The sequence below is a fragment of the Microbacterium sp. NPDC087665 genome (assembly GCF_044743285.1).
Taxonomy (GTDB): Bacteria; Actinomycetota; Actinomycetes; order Actinomycetales; family Microbacteriaceae; genus Microbacterium.
Map to the genome: position 1 here is coordinate 30,895 of NZ_JBIUWD010000006.1, position 15,578 is coordinate 46,472.

At 68.6% G+C, this 15,578-nt stretch carries 16 protein-coding genes; 5 read left to right on the plus strand and 11 right to left on the minus strand.

The genetic code is table 11. The features are described from left to right. Window positions 1–30: 30 nt before the first annotated feature. The 7 genes from ACIOSY_RS14200 to ACIOSY_RS14230 all read right to left on the minus strand — a co-directional run bounded on the left by ACIOSY_RS14200 (window position 31) and on the right by ACIOSY_RS14230 (window position 4,872). Window positions 31–438 carry a hypothetical protein gene (locus tag ACIOSY_RS14200; protein ID WP_400854365.1) on the minus strand — a complete coding sequence of 136 codons (408 nt, stop codon included), beginning with the start codon at window positions 436–438 and terminating at the stop codon, window positions 31–33. A 25-nt stretch (window positions 439–463) separates the two neighbouring features. Next, window positions 464–1,279: an SseB family protein gene (locus tag ACIOSY_RS14205; protein WP_400854367.1), complete on the minus strand. Its 816-nt coding sequence runs from the start codon at window positions 1,277–1,279 to the stop codon at window positions 464–466. Then, window positions 1,263–2,009: a bifunctional 1-(5-phosphoribosyl)-5-((5-phosphoribosylamino)methylideneamino)imidazole-4-carboxamide isomerase/phosphoribosylanthranilate isomerase PriA gene (gene priA / locus ACIOSY_RS14210; protein ID WP_400854369.1), complete on the minus strand. Its 747-nt coding sequence runs from the start codon at window positions 2,007–2,009 to the stop codon at window positions 1,263–1,265. Before priA ends, ACIOSY_RS14205 begins: the two co-directional genes overlap by 17 nt. A gap of 103 nt (window positions 2,010–2,112) precedes the next feature. Then, window positions 2,113–2,748, minus strand: coding sequence for an imidazole glycerol phosphate synthase subunit HisH (gene hisH, locus ACIOSY_RS14215; protein WP_400854371.1), 636 nt, complete (start codon window positions 2,746–2,748; stop codon window positions 2,113–2,115). Further along, window positions 2,745–3,362: an imidazoleglycerol-phosphate dehydratase HisB gene (hisB, locus tag ACIOSY_RS14220; protein ID WP_400854373.1), complete on the minus strand. Its 618-nt coding sequence runs from the start codon at window positions 3,360–3,362 to the stop codon at window positions 2,745–2,747. The genes hisH and hisB overlap by 4 nt, the downstream gene beginning before the upstream one ends. Continuing rightward, entirely contained in the window at window positions 3,359–4,444 is a 1,086-nt protein-coding gene (locus ACIOSY_RS14225; RefSeq protein WP_400854375.1) for a histidinol-phosphate transaminase, read from the minus strand. Before ACIOSY_RS14225 ends, hisB begins: the two co-directional genes overlap by 4 nt. 65 nt (window positions 4,445–4,509) lie before the next feature. After that, window positions 4,510–4,872 (minus strand): LysM peptidoglycan-binding domain-containing protein, encoded by a 363-nt coding sequence (locus ACIOSY_RS14230; protein WP_400854377.1) that lies wholly within the window; start codon window positions 4,870–4,872, stop codon window positions 4,510–4,512. Between the two features lie 312 nt (window positions 4,873–5,184). Here ACIOSY_RS14230 and lexA point away from each other — a divergent pair, with 312 nt between their 5' ends. Together lexA and ACIOSY_RS14240 are read left to right on the plus strand one after the other, a co-directional pair. Beyond that, window positions 5,185–5,871: a transcriptional repressor LexA gene (gene lexA, locus ACIOSY_RS14235; protein WP_400854379.1), complete on the plus strand. Its 687-nt coding sequence runs from the start codon at window positions 5,185–5,187 to the stop codon at window positions 5,869–5,871. Window positions 5,872–5,930: 59 nt separating this feature from the next. After that, on the plus strand, window positions 5,931–7,796 hold the full coding sequence (locus ACIOSY_RS14240) for a S9 family peptidase (protein WP_400854381.1): 1,866 nt from the start codon (window positions 5,931–5,933) through the stop codon (window positions 7,794–7,796). Here ACIOSY_RS14240 and smpB read toward each other — a convergent pair whose 3' ends face one another. From smpB to ftsE, 3 genes are all read right to left on the minus strand, one after another. Then, window positions 7,797–8,273, minus strand: coding sequence for an SsrA-binding protein SmpB (gene smpB / locus ACIOSY_RS14245; protein ID WP_400854383.1), 477 nt, complete (start codon window positions 8,271–8,273; stop codon window positions 7,797–7,799). A gap of 126 nt (window positions 8,274–8,399) precedes the next feature. Then, window positions 8,400–9,314 (minus strand): permease-like cell division protein FtsX, encoded by a 915-nt coding sequence (gene ftsX / locus ACIOSY_RS14250; protein ID WP_400854385.1) that lies wholly within the window; start codon window positions 9,312–9,314, stop codon window positions 8,400–8,402. Further along, a complete protein-coding gene (ftsE, locus tag ACIOSY_RS14255) occupies window positions 9,311–10,402 on the minus strand; it encodes a cell division ATP-binding protein FtsE (protein WP_400854387.1) in 1,092 nt (363 codons plus the stop codon). The genes ftsX and ftsE overlap by 4 nt, the downstream gene beginning before the upstream one ends. Before the next feature lie 185 nt (window positions 10,403–10,587). Between ftsE and ACIOSY_RS14260 the strand changes: the two genes are divergently transcribed. Together ACIOSY_RS14260 and ACIOSY_RS14265 are read left to right on the plus strand one after the other, a co-directional pair. After that, on the plus strand, window positions 10,588–12,054 hold the full coding sequence (locus tag ACIOSY_RS14260; RefSeq protein WP_400854389.1) for a DUF2510 domain-containing protein: 1,467 nt from the start codon (window positions 10,588–10,590) through the stop codon (window positions 12,052–12,054). 20 nt (window positions 12,055–12,074) lie between these two features. Further along, on the plus strand, window positions 12,075–13,109 hold the full coding sequence (locus ACIOSY_RS14265) for a DUF2510 domain-containing protein (RefSeq protein ID WP_400854391.1): 1,035 nt from the start codon (window positions 12,075–12,077) through the stop codon (window positions 13,107–13,109). Between the two features lie 33 nt (window positions 13,110–13,142). On the opposite strand, the gene prfB is transcribed toward ACIOSY_RS14265, so the two are convergent. Next, the gene (gene prfB, locus ACIOSY_RS14270) at window positions 13,143–14,252 is read right to left on the minus strand and encodes a peptide chain release factor 2 (RefSeq protein WP_400854393.1); all 1,110 of its coding nucleotides are present in this window, start codon (window positions 14,250–14,252) and stop codon (window positions 13,143–13,145) included. 85 nt (window positions 14,253–14,337) lie between these two features. On the opposite strand from prfB, the gene ACIOSY_RS14275 reads away from it, so the two are divergent. Further along, window positions 14,338–15,576 carry an MFS transporter gene (locus tag ACIOSY_RS14275; protein WP_400854646.1) on the plus strand — a complete coding sequence of 413 codons (1,239 nt, stop codon included), beginning with the start codon at window positions 14,338–14,340 and terminating at the stop codon, window positions 15,574–15,576. The last annotated feature ends 2 nt before the right edge of the window (window positions 15,577–15,578 follow it).

Genomic DNA, 15,578 nt, shown 5'->3' on the forward strand with positions numbered 1-15,578 from the left:
TCGCGCCGCGCCCCGGATCGCCGCGCTCGGTCAGTCGACCACGACGACCGCAGCCGTGGCGGGTCCGGGGCACTGGCCCCCGGTGAACGTCCAGGAGATCGGCTCCTCCGACTCATGGATGACGACGCCGTCGGCATCGAACAGCCGGACGACGATCTGCTCCGGCGCCCGCATGTCGAGCATCAGCGACCATTCGCCGTCCTCCAGCCGAGTGACGCCGAGAAGACTGCCGGCGTCCGCGGACTCCCCCGGCGCCGGCGTGCATTCCGTCTCGATGCAGAACTGCACGGCCTCGACATCGGGATACGCACGCGCATCGAGCGTCACAGTGTTCAGGTAGCCGATGGCGGGGCAGGCGACCGCGCACCCCGGGAGGGCGAGGACCCCGCCGAGCAGCAGGGCGACGAGCGCGAGAGCACCGCGGCGACGACCGGACATGACCCGATCGTAGCGAAAGGGCCGGTCAGACGGAGCGTCGGAGCTTGACCGTGAGGGAATCGGCGAGCACCGCGATGCGGTCGTCGGATGCCCAGCGCTGAGCGAGGCGCGCGAGTACGGAGTCCAGGACTTCACGCTCCAGCCCGTCGACGAGTTCGAGGATCACCACGAGTTCGGGCCCCCGCAGACGCGCATCGGGATCGCCGGAGGCGACCGCGATGTCGATCACGGCGAGTTCCTGCGCAACGCTCTCCTGCAGAGCGGAGAACACCTCCGGCGACAGGAAGCTCGGCTCCCACTCGTGCTCCTGGGCGATCGCCCACACGGCCGGGCGACGGATGACGAACTCGGTGTCGGACGTCGGGTCCAGCACGATCAGGTCGGTGTCATCCGCGGATGCCGCCAGGGCGGCGCGGATCGCCTCGACGGGGATCGGCCGGGCCGAGGCATCCCATCGCGACATCGCCTCGACGGACGAGAACACGGGCTGCACGCGACGCCCGTCGGGAGCAGCCACGGTGACGATCGAGAGTTCCTGGGTCTTGTCGACCGCGAGGCCGCTCGGGGCGACGCCCTCTTCGCCCTTCTCGGCGACGAGCGGGATCAGCACACGGGCGTGGCGGAAGGCATCGACGACGTCGACCTGACTGCCCTCCCCCGCACGGAATCGGAGCAGGGCTTCGAGCAGGGCCGGATCAGCCGAGCCGTCATCCGCGGCGTGCGGATTGGACTCGAAGCTGCGGCCCTCCCACGGCACCCCGGCCGAGTCGGCGGGATTCTGATCGTGCGAGCCGTGATCGTGCGAGCCGTGCCCGCAGGAGTCGTCAGTCTCCTGCGACATCCAGCGCCTCAGCCAGGGTGAACGCACCGGCGTAGAGAGCCTTGCCGACGATCGCACCCTCGATGCCCAGCGGCACGAGTTCGCGGAGCGCCGCGATGTCGTCGAGGTTCGAGATGCCACCAGAGGCGACGACGGGCTTCGGGGTGCGCGAGGCGACCTCACGCAGCAGTTCGAGGTTCGGACCGCGCAGCGTGCCGTCCTTCGTCACATCGGTGACCACGTAACGGCTGCACCCGGCATCCTCCAGGCGTTCGAGGACCTCCCAGAGGTCGCCGCCCTCCTTCGTCCACCCGCGTGCAGCCAGCGTGGTGCCGCGCACGTCGAGGCCGACGGCGATCGCCTCGCCGTAGCGACCGATGACGTCCGCCGCCCACTCGGGGTTCTCAAGGGCAGCGGTGCCGAGGTTGATGCGGGTGGCACCGCTCTCGAGAGCGGCCTCGAGCGTCGCGTCATCGCGGATGCCGCCGGAGAGCTCGATGCTCACGCCGCGGAACTGCTTGATGACCTTGCGCAGGATCGGCGCGTTGCTGCCGCGACCGAACGCCGCATCGAGGTCGACGAGGTGAATCCACTGCGCGCCCTGCGCGACCCACTCCCCTGCGGCATCGAGCGGGTCGCCGTAGCTGGTCTCCGTGCCCGCCTCGCCCTGGGTCAGGCGAACGGCCTTGCCCCCGGCGACGTCGACCGCGGGAAGCAGCGTGAGGGAGGGAGACTGTGCGAAGTCGTTCATGACGTCCTTGAGTGAGGAGGGCTCTGCACCCATGGAGGGCACGAGATTCGAGGGTACTCTGCGCTCGGTCAGGCCTCAAATGCATGACCTCGAGCGGCAGCGGTCAGAGGCTGCGGGTCCAGTTGCGGAGCAGGCGGATGCCCGCCTCGCCCGACTTCTCGGGATGGAACTGGGTGGCCGAGAGCGGCCCGTTCTCCACGGCGGCGAGGAAAGGATCGCCGTACGTGGTCCAGGTGAGACGGGGCTGAGGGAACGGCGGGATCACGTCGAGCTCCCACTTCTGCGCGGCGTACGAGTGCACGAAGTAGAACCGTTCGTCTTCGATGCCGTCGAAGAGGATGCTGCCCTCGTCGGGCGACACCGTGTTCCACCCCATGTGGGGCAGAACCGGCGCGTTGAGTTCGGTGACAGCGCCCGGCCATTCGCCGAGCCCCTCGGAGTCCTGCCCACGTTCGACACCGTGCTCGAACAGCACCTGCATCCCGACGCAGATTCCCAGCACGGGTCGTCCGCCCGCCAGACGACGATCGATGATCTCATCGCCCCCGTGGGCATGCAGGGCATCGCGAACCGCGGCGAACGCGCCGACACCGGGGACGACGAGCCCATCGGCCTCGAGCGCCGCCGTGCGGTCACGGGTGAGCACGGCGTTCGCGCCTGCGGCGACCAGTGCTTTGACCGCCGAGTGGACGTTGCCCGACTCGTAGTCGAAGACGGCGATGGTCGGGGTGCGGCTCACAACGCTCCCTTGGTGGAGGGGATGCCGTCGACCAGCGGGTCGAGCGACTTCGCCTGTCGGAACGCACGGGCGAAGGCCTTGTACTCGGCCTCGGCGATGTGGTGAGGATCGCGGCCACCGAGGACGCGCACATGCACGGTCAATGCCGCGTTGAATGCGATCGCCTCGAAGGTGTGGCGCACGAGCGCACCGGTGAAGTGCCCACCGATGAGGTGGTGCTCGAAGCCGGCGGGTTCGCCCTCGTGAACGAGGTACGGACGACCGGAGATGTCGACGACGGCCTGCGCGAGCGCCTCGTCGAGCGGAACGAGCGCATCGCCGTAGCGCGAGATCCCCGCCTTGTCGCCGAGCGCTTCGCCGATCGCCTGGCCGAGCACGATCGACACGTCTTCGACGGTGTGGTGGGCGTCGATGTGGGTGTCTCCGGATGCTCGGACCGTGAGGTCGGTGAGCGAGTGCTTGGCGAAGGCGGTCAGCATGTGGTCGAAGAACGGCACAGACGTGTCGATGCGGCTCGCGCCGGTGCCGTCGAGGTTCAGTTCGAGCTCGACGGTGGACTCCGAGGTGCTGCGCACCCGGGTGGCGGTGCGCGGGGTCAGGGCTGTGCTGCTCATGATGCCGATCCTATCGAGGCCAGCGCATCGAGGAACGCGGTCGTCTCGGCCTCGGTGCCCGCCGTCACGCGGAGGTGTCCGGCGATTCCGACATCGCGGATGAGCACGCCACGGTCGTAGAGGCGCTGCCAGGTCGCCCGCGGATCGGCGACGCCCCCGAAGAGGACGAAGTTCGACCAGGACTCGTGCGGTGTGTAGCCGAGAGCCTCGAGCGTCGCGGTGATGCGATCGCGCTGCCCGACGATCTCGTCGACCATGCTCAGCATGACGTCGGAGTTGCGGAGGGCGGCGACGGCTGCCGCCTGCGTGAGCGCGCTCAGGTGGTACGGGAGCCGCACGAGCCGGAGTGCGTCGATGAATGCGGGATCGGCCGCCAGGTAGCCCACCCGCGCACCGGCGAAGGCGAAGGCCTTGCTCATGGTGCGCGACACCGCCAGGCGGGGTCGCCCCTCGAGCAGCGTCAACGCGGAGGCCGCATCGTGCGGCGCGAACTCCTGGTACGCCTCGTCGACGACGACGACGCCGCGCGTCGCCTCGTAGACGGCCTCGACCACGTCGAGACCGAGCGGTGTGCCGGTCGGATTGTTCGGGGAGCACAGCAGCACCACGTCGGGATCGATCTGCTCGATCTGCGCGACGGCGTCTTCGGGGGTCAGCGTGTAATCGGGCTCGCGACGCCCCGCCACCCAGCGCGCACCCGTGCCCTGCGCGAGCAACGGGTACATCGAGTAGGTCGGGCCGAAGCTGAACACGGTGCGCCCGGGGCCGGCGAAGGCCTGCAGGATGTGCTGGAGAACCTCGTTCGAGCCGTTGCCCGCCCAGATCTGCTCGGCCTGAAGACCGTGGCCGAGATACTGGGCGAAGCCCTCACGGAGTGCGGTGAACTCCCGGTCCGGGTAACGATTCACGTCGCGGAGCGCGACAGCGATGTCATCGAGGATGTCGCTCGCAACGGCATCCGGTACGGGATGAGTGTTCTCGTTCACGTTCAACGCGACAGGCAGAGGAGCCTGAGGCGCACCGTACGGGGTGAGGCCCCGGAGGTCGTCGCGAAGCGGCAAGTCATCGAGAGAAACAGTCACCACTCCATGCTAGGCCGCGGACTGCGAGGCTCCCACCGCGTGACCTCTCATTGCGGAGGGAACCGTCAGTTCGTGAACTGCGTCGGGATGGAGAGTTCCTGACCGATCTGAAGCACGCCGCCCTGCAGCATGTTCAGCCGGGTGATCTCGCCGATGACATCACGAGGGTCGGACTCGGGAGAGACCTCGGCAGCGATCGACCAGAGAGTATCGCCCGGCATCACCGTGACGGTCTCGAACGTCACGGTGCCGGCGTCTTCGCCCGAGGCGAGCGCGCTTCCGCCGCTCAGCACTCCGAAGATGATGCCGACGGCGAGCGGAATCGCCGCGAGAGCGAGGAGGACGCGACGGCCACGCGCCGTCAGCCGGAGACGCGTCGCCGGGCGAACCGGGCTGACCGCTGCGGTGCTGAAGGTGATGCTGCTCATGTCGTTCTCCTCTGCGTCGCCTCCGGTCCTACCGGAGGTCTGTCACCGCCGATGAGGTGGTGACCAGGTTGGCGTAGCGTTCGCATCCAACTCTCGGCCGGGAGAGCTGAGTGCGAAGCTACGTTCCGAAGATATCTTCGAATTCGAATATCTGTCAAGCTTTCTTCGAAATCACCGGGGCGATTTCACCGACACGCTCGAACAGATCTTCCCCATCCGCGTGTTTCTCGGATACGGTTTCGATAACGACACCCCACCACGGGCCTCCGACATTCGAAGAAGGACGTCGGATTCGCGCACCGAAGGAGCATCATGAGCGAGATCACCGCCCCCGATCCCGAGGCGCCGCGAACCCGCCGTCGCAAGAGCCTCAGCCCCAAGCAGATGGCGATCCTCGAGGTCATCCAGGCCTCGATCGCCCAGCAGGGGTACCCGCCGAGCATGCGCGAGATCGGCGATGCCGTGGGCCTCAAGTCGCTCTCGAGCGTCACCCACCAGCTCGGCCAGCTCGAGCTCAGCGGCTACCTCCGCCGCGATCCGGGCAAGACCCGCGCCATGGAGGTGCTCATCGACCTGCCGGGGACCAGCGTCGAGAACCCCGCCGATGTGACCACGCCCGTGGGCGACGCGGCACTCGTCCCCCTCGTCGGGCGCATCGCCGCCGGCGTGCCGATCACCGCCGACCAGCAGGTCGAGGAGATCTTCCCCCTCCCCCGGCAACTCGTGGGCAAGGGCGATCTGTTCATGCTCAAGGTGTCGGGCGAGTCGATGATCGACGCCGCGATCTGCGACGGCGACTGGGTCGTGATCCGATCGCAGCACGATGCCGAGAACGGCGAGATCGTGGCGGCCATGCTCGATGGCGAGGCCACCGTCAAGACCTTCCGCCGCCGTGACGGCCACACCTGGCTGCTGCCCCGCAACTCCGCCTTCGAGCCGATCCTGGGCGACGAGGCCGTCGTGCTCGGCAAGGTCGTCGCCGTGCTCCGCTCGGTCTGATCGAATCGGTCGCACCCTCGGTGCGACGCCGGTCGGCGCCGGGCGCATAGGCTCGAATCATGTCGTCGCCGTACGGTTCCTGGCCCTCGCCCTTCTCCGCCGCATCCGTCGCGGCATCCTCCCCCCGATTGGACGGCGCTCGCTTCGTCGGCGGGGAGATCTGGTGGGCCGAGTCCGTGCCCGCCGAACGCGGCCGCGTCACCGTGCGCTCCTCGCTCGGGCGAGAGGTGCTCCCCTCCCCCTGGAGCGCCCGCTCTCGCGTGCACGAGTACGGCGGCGGGGCATGGACCGCGGATGCCGACGGCATCCTGTATTTCGTCGATGCGTCCGATCAGCGGGTGTACCGACTCGTTCCCGGCGCCCACCCCGTTCCCCTGACGCCGGCCGGTCCGTCGCACGGAGGCCTCCGCCTGCAGAACGGCAGGCTGCTGGCCGTGCGCGAAGACCTCACCGGCGAGCCGCACCTCCGGGCGATCATCGAGATCCCGGTGGATGCCTCGGCAGCCGATGATCCCGGCACCCTGCGCGTGCTCGGGGAAGGTTCCGGCTTCTTCGCCCACCCCACCCTGTCACCCGACGGCACGCGTGTCGCGTGGGTGGAGTGGAGCGGTGAGCGGATGCCGTGGGACGAAGCGCATCTCGTGGTGCACGACATCGCGCAGGGAGCATCCACCGTCGTCCCGACCACCGCCGCCATCCAACCGGAGTGGCTCGACGAGACATCGCTGGTCTTCGCCGATGACCCCACCGGGCGCTGGAATCTGAACCGGGTCGAGCTGGACGGATCGACGCCCGTCGGCGCTCCTCGCCCGATCGCCCCGGCGGACGCCGACACCGGCTACGGACTGTGGGTGCTCGGCAACCGCTGGTTCCAGCCGCTCGCCGACGGCCGCATCATCGCCGTGCGCACGAACGGGCGCGATGAGATCGTCGCCCTCTCCTCCGACGGCGAGGCGCGCTCCTTCGACGTGCCCTGCGACGGGCACGTCAGCGTCGATGACGTCACCGGGTCGCTCGTTCTGCTCTCGGGCAATGGATCGACCGTCGCTCCGGGGGTCTGGTGCCTCGACGTCGATTCCGGTGAGGTCGTGGCCGTCCGCGGCGGAGAGCCCGTCGATCAGGCCTGGATGCCCGCGTCCCAGCCGGTGACGGTGAAGGGGCCGCACGGCCCCGTGCACGCCTTCGACTACGCGCCCGCGAACCCCGAGGTCGTCGAACCGACCGACGATGTGCCGCCGTACCTGGTGCTCGTGCACGGTGGCCCGACGGCGCACGTCACGGGCGCCGCCTCCGCCGCGATCGCGTTCTACACGAGCCGCGGCATCGGCGTGCTCGACGTCAACTACGGCGGCTCGACCGGATACGGACGGGCATACCGCGAGCGGCTCCTCGGCGCCTGGGGCGTCGCCGAGGTCGACGACGTGCTCGCGGCCGCACGGGGCCTCGCCGATGCCGGTCTCGCCGACCCCCACCGCCTCGCGATCCGGGGCGGCTCCGCGGGAGGCTGGACGGTGCTGTCGGCGCTCGTGCGCGGCGGCACCTTCACAGCGGGCATCTCGCGGTACGGCGTGACCGATCTACGGATGCTCGCCGTCGATGCGCACGATTTCGAGAGGCGCTACATCGACGGACTCGTCGGACCGCTCCCCACCTCCGAAGAGCTGTACATCGAAAGGTCGCCGCTCACCCACGCCGCCCGGATCGACGTGCCGGTGCTGCTCCTGCAGGGCGCGGAGGATCGCGTGGTCCCGCCGTCGCAGTCCGAGGCGATCCGCGATGCGCTGGCTGACCGAGGCGTCCCCCACGAGTACGTGCTCTACGAGGGCGAGGGGCACGGTTTCCGCGGCGCCGACACGATCGTCGACGCGCTGCAGCGGGAGCTCGCATTCCTCGCACGAGCGTTCGGCTTCACGCCCGCGAGCTGACTACTCGCCGACGCGGTTGCGCAGGCGCATCGCCCGTGCGGCTTCCCTCGTGTCCTGGCGCTCACGGAGCGTCTGACGCTTGTCGTACTCGCGCTTGCCCTTGGCCAGCGCGATCTCGACCTTGGCGCGGCCGTCGGAGAAGTACAGCTTCAGCGGGATCAACGTGTATCCGCCCGCAGACACCGCATGCGCGAGCTTGGCGATCTCCTCGCGGTGCAGCAGCAACTTGCGGATGCGCTTGGCGGAGTGGTTCGTCCAGTGCCCCTGCGAGTACTCCGGGATGTGCACCGAGTCGAGGAAGACCTCGTTGCCCTTGACGAACGCGTAGCCGTCCGACAGATTCGCGCGCCCCTGGCGCAACGACTTGACCTCGGTGCCGGTGAGCACCATCCCCGCCTCGTACGACTTCTCGATGTTGTAGTCGTGACGTGCGCGACGATTGGTCGCGATGACCTTCTCCCCGCGTTCCCTGGGCATGTTGCTCTCCTGATCCGTGCCGTGCGAATGGTTCCTGGGCCCGACGGCGGGCGCACAGCAGCCTTTCAGTCTACATCCGGCAGCTCGACCGGGCCACTCCGGCCGGGAATCCGACCGACCGGCGGGTCAGGTGCGCAGCCAGCGTCGGATCGCGAACCCGGCGGACAGCGCCGCGAGGATCACACCGATACCGATGAGCACGGGAACCACCCACGCGGCATCCTGCATCGTGATCCATGTGGTGATGAAGGGCACGCGGCCGCGGAGGTAGCCGTTGACGCCGAAGTGCACTCCGGCGACGACGGCGGCGCTCGCGAGCGCCGATCCGAGAAGGGCCGCGAACACGCCCTCCAGGACGAACGGTGTCTGGATGAAGCGGTTCGATGCGCCGACCAGACGCATGATCCCGATCTCCTTGCGCCTCGCGTACGCCGACAATCGAATGGTCGTCGCGATCAGAAGGGTCGCGGCGATCAGCATGAGCACGGCGATGCCGACGGCGATGTAGGTCGCCACGGTGAGCGCCGAGAACAGCGGTTCGAGGTATTGGAGCTGGTCCTTCACCTGCTCGACGCCGGCCTGGCCGCTGAAAGCCTCGGAGAGCACCTGCGACTGCCCGGGGTCCTTGATGGTCACGAAGAAGACATCGAAGGCCTGATCGGCCGTGATGACGCTCGCCTGCTCCTGACCCACCTGCTCGACGAGCTTGGCGTAGGTGTCTTCCTTGGTGTCGAAGTTGATCGAGCTGATGAGGGGCGACAGGGCTTCGCCCTCGAGCTGGGCGCGCACGGTCGCCACCTGCTCTTCGCTGGCGGCGCCGTCGAGGCAGGTCTCCGACTCGGAGACCGATGAGCACATGTACACGGCGACCTGAGCGCGCTCGCTCCAGTAGCCGCGCATGACGCCGATCTGGGACTGCATCAGGATGGCCGCGCCGACGAAGGTGAGCGAGACGAAGGTGACGAGCACCACCGAGATCACCATGGAGATGTTGCGGCGGAGACCGCCGAGCGCTTCGGTGAGGATCAGACCGATTCTCATGATGTCGGCCCCACTTCCTCGTCGTTGTCGTCGGAGAGCCCGAGACGATCGGCGACGCCGAGCTCGGCGACATCGACCTGCGGCAGGACGATCGGGTGGGTGCGGGGTCCGACGGCGGCGCCCGGGATCTCGTCGGCGGGCGCCTGCGCTTCCGGTTCCGGTTCCACAGGGGTCGGCGCGGGATCGGCGGACGCCACGACGGCGACGTCGGGCTGCGCGGACGCGGGGACGGAGGCGGATGCCGGGGCTGCGGCCGCCTTGCGCTTGGCGCTCAGCTCTTCGGCCAGAGCGGCGCGGACGATCGAAAGGTCAGACGTCTGGCGCTGTACCTCCTGCACGGCGGTGAGCGCGGCGACCGCAGCCGCACCGCGCACCTCTTCGGGCACGAGTCGCGGGATGTTCGACGTGTCGCCGTACCCGCCGTGCACCTCGTCGCGCACCATCTCGCCGTCTTTCAGCTCGATGACTCGGCGCTGCATCTGATCGACGAACGCCGCTTCGTGCGTTGCCATCAGGACCGTGGTCCCTCCGGCGTTGATCCGGGCGAGGAGCTGCATGATGTCGACCGATGTGGCGGGGTCGAGGTTTCCGGTCGGCTCATCCGCGAGCAGCACCTGCGGACGGTTGACGAGCGCGCGGGCGATGGCCACGCGCTGCTGCTCACCGCCGGACAGCTCGTGCGGCATCCGCTTCTGCTTGCCGTCGAGACCCACGAGCGCCAGCGCCTCCGGGACCGCCTGTTGGATGAAGCCGCGGGAGGAGCCGGTGACCTGGAGGGTGAAGGCGACGTTCTGGTACACCGTCTTCGACGGCAGCAGACGGAAGTCCTGGAACACCGATCCGATGTGCCGGCGGAAGTAGGGAACCTTGCGGTTCGCGAGCGCCCTCAGATCGCGCCCCATGACCGCGACGCGGCCCGACGTGGGCACGTCCTCGCGAAGGATCAGCCGCAGGCAGGACGACTTCCCCGACCCCGAGGCGCCGACGAGGAAGACGAACTCCCCGCGTTGCACTTCGAAGTCGACTCCGGACAGGGCGGGCTTCGACGTCCCGCGGTAGCGTTTCGTGACGTTCTCGAACCGAATCATGGCGTTACGAGCCTAAGCGCGCGTTCCCCTCCCCCTGTGCGCGACACCCCGCGCGTCGAAGCCCGATCTGCTCGAAGATGGGGAAATGTGCCCATCACCGGGAGACCGCGATGTCGCCTCCCACTGCTATACATGGAGAGGCCGGTTGCGCCGCCGCGCGAACGCGAGAATCCGAGGGGGATGCCATGACGACACCTGCAGGCTGGTACGACGACGGATCCGGACGCCAGCGGTGGTGGGACGGTCAACAGTGGACCGAGCACTTCGCCCCGGAGACCCCCACTCCTCCGACCGAGATCTCGCCGGATGCCGCGACTCCCGAGGTGCCGACGTCCGAGGAGATCGACGCGGTCATCGACGAACCCGAAGAGGCAGTGTCCGACGCCTCACAGCAGGACCCTTCCTCGCTCGACGACACCGTGGTGCGCGCCGATTCCTCGTCGACCTCCGTGACCGACTGGTCGAACCCCGGTCTCTCAACGCACGCCGCCGCCAGCGAGCCCACGGCCACGGAATCCGCTGCCGAGCCCGCTGCCGAGCCCGCTGCTGAGTCCGGTGCTGACGCTGCCGCCGACACGGTCGCACCCGCTCCGCCCACGTACACGGCGCCGGGCGCGCAGGACTACTCGGCCCCCGCGTACCCGAGCACCCCCGAGACTCAGAGCCCCGGATTCGCAGCGCCGACCGCGCAGGGAGCGCCGGCCGGCTACCCGGACTCGTCCCCCGCCTACCCGGGGTCTGCACCCAGCTATCCGGGTTCGGCTCCCACCTACCCCACGGGCGCTGCGAGCACGCCCGGCGCCTACCCCGGCGCGGCGCCCGCTTACGGTGCGGCGCCGGCGTACGGCACCGCACCGGCCTACGGCGGCGCTCCCGGCTCCTACTACCCGAGCGCCACCGTCGACGCCCCGAAGCCGCTGTCGATCCTCGGCCTCGTCGGTCTCGGTCTCGCCGCTCTCGGCACGATCCTCGTCTGCTTCCTCATGACGACGATCTTCGGGTGGATCCTGCTCTTCGCCGGCTTCGTGGTCTCGTTGATCTCGCTCTTCCTCAAGGGCAAGAAGTGGCCGGGTATCACCGGACTCGGCGTCTCCGTACTGGGCGCCATCATCGGCGTCATCATGGGATTCGTCTTCCTCGCCATGGGGATCACCCAGTCGGTGATCGACTACAGCGAGTCCGCTCCCGTCCCCTCGGTCGGCACCGATGACGGCACGACCGACGATCCCGACGATGGCGGCTTCGGTACGCCCGACGTCGAAGAGGGCACACTGGGTTCACCGGTCACGGTGAAGCAGATCTCGGGAACGGGCGAGGTCACGATCTCGTCCGCGACCTGGGGCACCTCGAACGGGTCGACCTTCGAAGCCGAGAACGGCGGATACCTCACGCTCGACCTCACCTGGACGGGTGTCGACGGCACGAGCCACGTCAACCCGCTCTACTTCACCGTCGTCGACGACGCGGGCAACGAAGGCTCGTACGACATCTTCGGTGACGCCACGCTCGACTCGGGTGATGTCGCCGCCGGCGAGTCCATGCAGGGCACGATCTCGTTCGATGTCGCGCAGAGCGGCTCCTACACCGTGTACATCACGGACGAACTGATGCAGGATGTCGCCTCGGTGACCGTCGAGGCCAGCGCCCGCTGACACCCGGTGCGCCGAGAACGATGACGATCCCTGCGGGCTGGTACGACGACGGGTCCGGGGTACAGCGCTGGTGGGACGGATCGGGGTGGACGGAGCACGTCGCCCCCGACGCCGCTCCGGCCCTGGCGCCGGCCCCGGAAAGTACCGAACCCGAGATTCTCCCGTTCGCCCCGCCGTACACTCTCCCGACGGAGAGTGGTGCGGCGGGAGCATCCGCCGGGTCGGCCCCGGTGCAGAACCACCCGGCTGTCGTTTCGGTCACCGGCTACCAGGGCTCTAGCTACCCGGGGGTGATGCCGCAGAATCCGGGCTACCCGGGCTCGGCATTCCCTCCCCCCGGCGCCGGCGCCTTCGCAGCGGGCGCGCCGTTCACGCAAGCCCCACCGCGGCCGTTCCCCTGGGTCGGGCTCTCCGGCCTCGTGGCCGCCTTCCTCGGCACCGTGCTGGCGTGCGTTCCCCCCGTTGCGATCCTCGGATGGGTGCTGCTCGGGGTCGGTTTCATGCTGTCGCTCGTCTCCCTGTTCCTGCGCGCCAAGAAGTGGGCCGGCATCGCCGGGCTGGGCGTCGTGGTCTTCGGAGCCCTTCTCGCGTTCACGATCACTCTGGTGTTCTCCGGGCTCACCGAGTCGCTGGCGAGCAACGACTCACGACCGGACGACAGCTCCGCCAGCACGTCGGACGGAGGCGAGACGATCAATGTCCTCGACCTCGACCTCGGCGACTGCCTTCCGTACCTCGACGGCGAGGGCGACGTCTACGAGCTCCCCCTCGTCCCGTGCGATCAGCCGCACGACAGCGAGGTGTACTTCGTCTTCTCGATGCCCGACGACGCGGACTACCCCGGCGACGACGCCCTCACCGACGAAGCGATCAGCCGGTGCCAGACCGCGTTCGAAGAGTTCGTCGGCATGCCGTACGACGAGTCCGAGCTCGACTACTGGTGGTTCACGCCGACCAAGGCCACCTGGAACTACAGCGGCGACCGCACGACGCAGTGCCTCGTCTACAGCTACGACGGCGACGTGACGGGAACGCTCGAGGGCGCTGCGCGCTGATCGACTCCCCGCCGCTCTGCGACGCGGGAGCGCTCAGTCCTGGTCGGGGCGCTTGCGCCAGCGGATGCCGGCCGAGATGAACCCGTCGAGGTCACCGTCGAAGACCGCCATCGGGTTACCCGACTCGTATCCGGTGCGCAGATCTTTCACCAGCTGCTGACCGTAGAGGAAGTACGAGCGCATCTGGTCGCCCCAGCTGGCGGTGATGTTGCCCGCGAGCTCTTTCTTCTTCGCCGCTTCCTGCTCCTTCTGCAGCAGGAGGAGTCGGGTCTGGAGCACGCGCATCGCCGCGGCGCGGTTCTGGATCTGGGACTTCTCGTTCTGCATCGAGACGACGATGCCGGTCGGAAGGTGAGTGAGTCGCACCGCGGAGTCGGTCGTGTTGACGGACTGACCGCCGGGGCCGGACGAGCGGAAGACGTCGACGCGGATGTCGCCCTCGGGGATCTCGACCTCGGTCGCCTCTTCCATCAGCGGGATGACCTCGACGGCGGCGAACGACGTCTGGCGCTTGTCCGCAGAGCCGAACGGGCTGATGCGTGCGAGGCGGTGGGTGCCGGCCTCGACCGAGAGCGTTCCGAAGGCGTAGGGCGCGACGACCTCGAAGGTCGCCGACTTGATGCCGGCTCCTTCGGCGTAGGAGGTGTCCATCACCTTGACGGGGTACTTGTGCTTCTCTGCCCAGCGCAGGTACATGCGCATGAGCATCTCGGCGAAGTCCGTCGCGTCGTCGCCGCCGGCACCGGAGCGGATGGTGATGATGGCCGAACGATCGTCGTACTCACCGTCGAGCAGCGTCTGCACCTCAAGCTGGTTGATGAGATCGGTGAGCGCGGTGAGCTCGACGCGCGCCTCCTGAGCGGAGTCTTCGTCACCCATCTCGTTCGCGAGGCCGATGAGAACCTCGAGGTCGTCGAGGCGCTGCGCGATGCCGGTGATGCGAGCGAGCTCCGACTGCCGGTGACTCAACGCGCTCGTGACCTTCTGCGCACGCTCGGTGTCGTCCCAGAGATCGGGGGCGCCGGCTTCTTCGCTGAGGCGCGCGATGTCGTCGCGCAGCCGAGCGACATCGACGACCTCGCTGATGTCGCCGAAAGTGTGCCTGAGTGCCTGGATGTCGGCCGAAAGATCGAGTTCGAGCATGATCCCCGAGCCTATCCTGTCGGCACGTCGGGAGTAGCCTCGAACGGTGAGCAGTGCATCGACGGTCCTGAGACGCTTCGGACCGATGGTGTACCTGCCGACGGTGCTCTTCTCGCTCGGCGAGGGCGCGGTCATCCCCCTCATCCCCGTGATCGCCGCCGAGATGGGTGCCGATGTCGCCTTCGCCGCGCTCGTCGCCTCGGCCCTCGTCGTCGGTCAGCTGTGCGGCAATCTGCCGGCCGGATGGGCGGTCGCCCGCATCGGTGAGCGCTACACCATGGTCATCGCCGGCATCATCGCGATGGCGTCGGCGGCGGGACTCATCTTCGCCCCATCGATCGGGGTGCTCGCGGCATCCGTCTTCGTGCTCGGATTCTGCGCGGCATCGTTCGGTCTCGCCCGCCACGCGTTCATGACCACGCGCGTGCCCGTCGAGTTCCGTACGCGTGCGCTCTCTCTGCTCGGCGGGAGCTTCCGTCTCGGCATCTTCATCGGGCCGTTCGTCGCTGCCGGGCTGCTCGAGCTGTTCGCGACCGAGACGGCGGCGATCTGGTTCTTCCTCGGCTGTCTGATCGTGATGGTGCTGCTCGTGCTGCTCGGCCCCGATCCCGAGAAGACCATCCCGGTGATCACCACGCCCATCCGACGGCCGTTCGTCGAGGACTCGGGCGAGGCGGTGAGCGGCTCGATCCCGACGGTCGAGCGCATCGGGATCTTCCGCACGATGTGGCAGCAGCGCGGGGTGCTGAGCCGCCTCGGACTCGCCGCCGCCTCGCTGTCGGCGGTGCGGTCGGCGCGTCAGGTGGTTCTTCCTCTCTGGGGGCTGTCGCTCGGTCTCGATTCGCAGACGATCGCCCTGGTCGTCGGCATCTCGGGCGCGATCGACTTCGCCCTCTTCTATGCGAGCGGGCAGGTGATGGATCGTTTCGGGCGCGTGTGGGCGGCGATGCCCGCGATGGTGCTGATGGGTGCCGGGTTCCTCGCGTTGTCCTTCACGCACGACGGCGATGCAGCGGTGCTGTGGTTCGGGATGCTCGCGGCGGTGCTCGGCGTGGGCAACGGCCTGTCGAGCGGCATCCTGCTGACGCTCGGCGCCGACGTGGCGCCGAAACGGGAACCCGCCGCGTTCCTCGGTTCGTGGCGCACGCTGACGGATGCCGGTGGCGCGGCCGCCCCGTTGATGGTGTCGGCGGTCACAGCGGTGGCCTCGTTGCCGATTGCGGCGGCGGTGGTCGGTGCGATCGGACTCGTCGGAGCGGTCGGGTTCGTCCGGTGGATCCCGCGGTTCGTGCCGCGGGCGAAGGCTGCCGACGACACGGACTGACC

What these genes read in the sequence shown, in the direction of transcription:
- ACIOSY_RS14200 (WP_400854365.1), bottom strand. Translation starts at nt 438, where the DNA reads ATGTCCGGTCGTCGCCGCGGTGCTCTCGCGCTCGTCGCCCTGCTGCTC.
- ACIOSY_RS14205 (WP_400854367.1), bottom strand. Translation starts at nt 1,279, where the DNA reads ATGTCGCAGGAGACTGACGACTCCTGCGGGCACGGCTCGCACGATCAC.
- priA (WP_400854369.1), bottom strand. Translation starts at nt 2,009, where the DNA reads ATGAACGACTTCGCACAGTCTCCCTCCCTCACGCTGCTTCCCGCGGTC.
- hisB (WP_400854373.1), bottom strand. Translation starts at nt 3,362, where the DNA reads ATGAGCAGCACAGCCCTGACCCCGCGCACCGCCACCCGGGTGCGCAGC.
- ACIOSY_RS14230 (WP_400854377.1), bottom strand. Translation starts at nt 4,872, where the DNA reads ATGAGCAGCATCACCTTCAGCACCGCAGCGGTCAGCCCGGTTCGCCCG.
- lexA (WP_400854379.1), top strand. Translation starts at nt 5,185, where the DNA reads ATGAGCGAGATCACCGCCCCCGATCCCGAGGCGCCGCGAACCCGCCGT.
- ACIOSY_RS14240 (WP_400854381.1), top strand. Translation starts at nt 5,931, where the DNA reads ATGTCGTCGCCGTACGGTTCCTGGCCCTCGCCCTTCTCCGCCGCATCC.
- smpB (WP_400854383.1), bottom strand. Translation starts at nt 8,273, where the DNA reads ATGCCCAGGGAACGCGGGGAGAAGGTCATCGCGACCAATCGTCGCGCA.
- ftsX (WP_400854385.1), bottom strand. Translation starts at nt 9,314, where the DNA reads ATGAGAATCGGTCTGATCCTCACCGAAGCGCTCGGCGGTCTCCGCCGC.
- ftsE (WP_400854387.1), bottom strand. Translation starts at nt 10,402, where the DNA reads ATGATTCGGTTCGAGAACGTCACGAAACGCTACCGCGGGACGTCGAAG.
- ACIOSY_RS14260 (WP_400854389.1), top strand. Translation starts at nt 10,588, where the DNA reads ATGACGACACCTGCAGGCTGGTACGACGACGGATCCGGACGCCAGCGG.
- ACIOSY_RS14265 (WP_400854391.1), top strand. Translation starts at nt 12,075, where the DNA reads ATGACGATCCCTGCGGGCTGGTACGACGACGGGTCCGGGGTACAGCGC.
- prfB (WP_400854393.1), bottom strand. Translation starts at nt 14,252, where the DNA reads ATGCTCGAACTCGATCTTTCGGCCGACATCCAGGCACTCAGGCACACT.
- ACIOSY_RS14275 (WP_400854646.1), top strand. Translation starts at nt 14,338, where the DNA reads ATGGTGTACCTGCCGACGGTGCTCTTCTCGCTCGGCGAGGGCGCGGTC.